Origin of the sequence: Bartonella sp. AP21QHHD, from assembly GCF_042196205.1 — a bacterium.
Lineage (GTDB): Bacteria > Pseudomonadota > Alphaproteobacteria > Rhizobiales > Rhizobiaceae > Bartonella.
The window spans coordinates 1-2,975 of the sequence record NZ_JBHIPT010000115.1 but is presented as its reverse complement, the minus strand read 5'-3'; the positions used below and the strand labels follow the sequence as shown (position 1 = coordinate 2,975).

General features: G+C 39.7%; 5 protein-coding genes and 1 pseudogene. 4 read left to right on the top strand and 2 right to left on the bottom strand.

Translation table 11 applies throughout. From position 1 onward, the window contains the following. From ACFIMC_RS10345 to ACFIMC_RS07970, 4 genes and pseudogenes are all read left to right on the top strand, one after another. Positions 1–1,043 (top strand): annotated as a pseudogene (locus ACFIMC_RS10345) (filamentous hemagglutinin); the annotation flags it as partial. Further along, complete coding sequence (locus tag ACFIMC_RS07980) at positions 1,040–1,444, top strand: hypothetical protein (protein WP_375630432.1); 405 nt, start codon at positions 1,040–1,042, stop codon at positions 1,442–1,444. The pseudogene ACFIMC_RS10345 and the gene ACFIMC_RS07980, both read left to right, overlap by 4 nt. Further along, positions 1,432–1,560 carry a hypothetical protein gene (locus ACFIMC_RS07975; RefSeq protein WP_375630430.1) on the top strand — a complete coding sequence of 43 codons (129 nt, stop codon included), beginning with the start codon at positions 1,432–1,434 and terminating at the stop codon, positions 1,558–1,560. Before ACFIMC_RS07980 ends, ACFIMC_RS07975 begins: the two co-directional genes overlap by 13 nt. A gap of 66 nt (positions 1,561–1,626) precedes the next feature. Beyond that, positions 1,627–2,028, top strand: a complete 402-nt coding sequence (locus tag ACFIMC_RS07970) for a hypothetical protein (RefSeq protein ID WP_375612658.1) — start codon at positions 1,627–1,629, stop codon at positions 2,026–2,028. 103 nt (positions 2,029–2,131) lie between these two features. On the opposite strand, the gene ACFIMC_RS07965 is transcribed toward ACFIMC_RS07970, so the two are convergent. After that, positions 2,132–2,332 (bottom strand): AlpA family transcriptional regulator, encoded by a 201-nt coding sequence (locus ACFIMC_RS07965; RefSeq protein WP_004860538.1) that lies wholly within the window; start codon positions 2,330–2,332, stop codon positions 2,132–2,134. A 258-nt stretch (positions 2,333–2,590) separates the two neighbouring features. After that, positions 2,591–2,975 (bottom strand): tyrosine-type recombinase/integrase (locus ACFIMC_RS07960; protein WP_375685736.1); only part of this gene is annotated, 385 nt, incomplete at its 5' end.

Below are 2,975 nucleotides of genomic sequence, written 5' to 3'. Positions count from 1 at the left end.
ATATGGTGTCGGGAAAAACATTGCTAAAAATGTCTTAGATCATTCAAAAGCTAAAGATTCAGAGGAAGGATATACCAAATCCGCTATCAGCAATGGCACTATCGTCATTACTGATGAAGCAGGGCAGAAGGCGTTGACAGGACAAGATGTTGAGCAAGCCATAGCCTCCCTTAATCGTGATACTGCTAGCGCCCATAAGGGTGTACAACAGCTCGATGTAGGCAAGCTGGAACAAATCGTCCATGAAAACCGTGAAATGGTAACTCAACTCTTAGAAGAAGGGTTTAAATACAGCGATGACTCCTATAAAACCATGTTTATCAAAGAGCACCCCATCGCCGTGGTGGATCGTGATGAAAATGGCAATACAATCTATGAAATAGATGCGAATGGGGTACCTATAAGAGATGCTCGTGGACAAAAAATCCCCAAGTTCCATTATTTAACGGATGAAGAAAAGCAGCATTTGCAAGAAGGCTCTGATGGCAAAGTGCATGTGTCCTTTAATGGCATCTTTNTCAGAACTTCTGGTTGCGGGCTATCAGAAGTTTATGGAAAATAACTTTTGGGGTTTGACCAATTCAACACAAGAAGCAAAAGATTTGGTGTATAGCCATGGTCTTACAGGGTTAGAACTTTATGGACATAGTCGCGGGACAATGACATTGGGGAATATGCTGAATTCTTTCAAACAAGAAGGTGTTCACGGTATAGCCGACAACACGAATATCAATTTCTATGGACCAGCCTTTAATGCTTTAGTTGCATCCGGTCTGTTAGGTTATGTGAGTGATGGCAAACAAACCACTATTGGCTTTGATGGGAATAGATACGACTTTGTAAGCAGAATTATTGGCGGCAATGGCTATACTTACGAGACAATACCTGCTGGTAGTAATTGGTGGAAAGAATGGTGGAGAGTGATCATGAATCCCATAAGCTCCCATACTTGCCTTGGAGATGTGGGTTATAAATGCCAAAAGTTTTATGGCACATCTCATCGTGAACAATTTCCTTTAAGTAAATCAAGGAGTAAAAAATGAAATACATTTTAAAGTTATTAAGTGGAATAGTTTTGGTGAGTGTAACTGGATGTAATATCGATAAACCTCCTCCAGGAGAGATAGCTACGTGGGAGAAAAATGGTGTTACTGATTTTACTGAGGTAGGAAAAGCCTTATTAGAATGTGGAATGCCAACCCCTTATGATACTGATCCAGAAAGCAGAAAGCTCAGCTACAATGCAATAGCAACCATAGAAGCTTGTATGATTCAATCAGGTTTTCGTGATAAAGTGGGAGGGGGAACTTGGTGTGTAAATCATAAAGCCGAGGATCTTCCCATTTGTCGTCCAGGTGCTGTCATACCACAGCGCAGTGTCAAGAAGCGCTTGAACAGCCCTTTTTGTAAAAAATATAAAAATAGTCGCAAATGCCAACCTTAAGTGTTTCTATTGGTGATGATCAACAATCCCTTATCCTTGCTTTTGCTTGGAATGGCGCGATTGTTTTCTCAACCAATCATCTCAATATTGTTCACCGTTGTTTTAAGCAGCGGTGACAGGAAATATCAACAGGTTTATGAGCTCTGTTTTATCGTAAATAAATCCATTGAAAGAGGGGAAAAATGAAGAAAATCTTAAAACTGTTGAGTTGCATGGCTTTGTTAAGTATCGCTGGATGTGACTCAAAGCCTCCTTCAAAATACTTTGTTATATGGCAAAAGCCAGATGCAGATTCTACTGAAGTAGCAAAAGCATTGTTAGAGTGTGGTAAGCCAACTCCTTATAATGCCGATACAGAAAATAGTGGATTAGGTTTCGGTGAATGGGCAATAATTCATACTTGTATGCTTCAATCTGGCTTCCACTATAGAAGTGAAAATGGAAAGTGGTGTGAAAATTGTCAAGATGATAGGATTCCGGTGTATCCTCTTAGTGGTTCTATCACGCCTCAGCGAAGTGTTGAGAGACGCTTAAATAGCCCTTATTGTAAAAAACATTCAGAACAACTTGAATGCCAGCCTTAAGTCTTGCTTCAGCAGAGAAAGCCTTGAATTTACACCAAATAAAGCACCAGGTTTGATGAGCTTGAGAAAGCCTTGTCCGTTCTTACGTGACAAGGCTTTCTTTTTATGCCGCGTCATTATAACGTTGCTGTTTTGCTTGCTCAATGACATTGATAAGATCTGATTGTAACCAACGCGATAAAAAACCAAATTTTAAAGGTTTTGGCAAAGAGCCATTGGTTACATGACGGCGGAAAGTTGAGACACTCATATGAAGCAATTTTGCACTTTCACGGTCTGTTAAAAGAATATCATTTTCTGTCATATTAAAATCCTTTCACTATAAAAATGGTAACAAATCATAACCATTTATTAACCACATTTTGGTTCATTTTTGAAGGTATTTTATTTATATAAAACAATATTTTATCATACAATTTCTGATGTGATACGTGATGAATCTTATTGAGAAAGAATGAGAGAGAAGAGAGAGAAAGTTATCCACAGATCATGGGGTTATTCACCCCATATCTTAAGATTGACCCGTGACATAAGCCGCCCATTTATCCATATAAACGCGGCGCTATTCTAGATAATCAGTACGACGATAGGCACGCTCTACTTTGCCGCCAACTGTATGACTTAGAATAGTTTCAGCGACCTCATAGGGGGCATCGGTTGTTTCTGCTAGCCAATCGCGTAAACTAGAGCGAAAACCATGCGGGCAGGCTTCAATTTTATTTTTTCTCATATACGCCGCCATCATCGTATGTGAAAGAGGACCACGACCGGTAAGTGAAAAGATGAAATCACTTTTAGAGATACAGCGGGCTTGTTCAATTACTTTTATTGCTTCAGATGATAGGGGGACGCGAAACTCTGTTGTGGCATCACGCTTGCCTTTCATATTTTCAGCAGGGATAGTCCATATATTACCCTCAACTTGATCCTTATGGATATGACGTAAA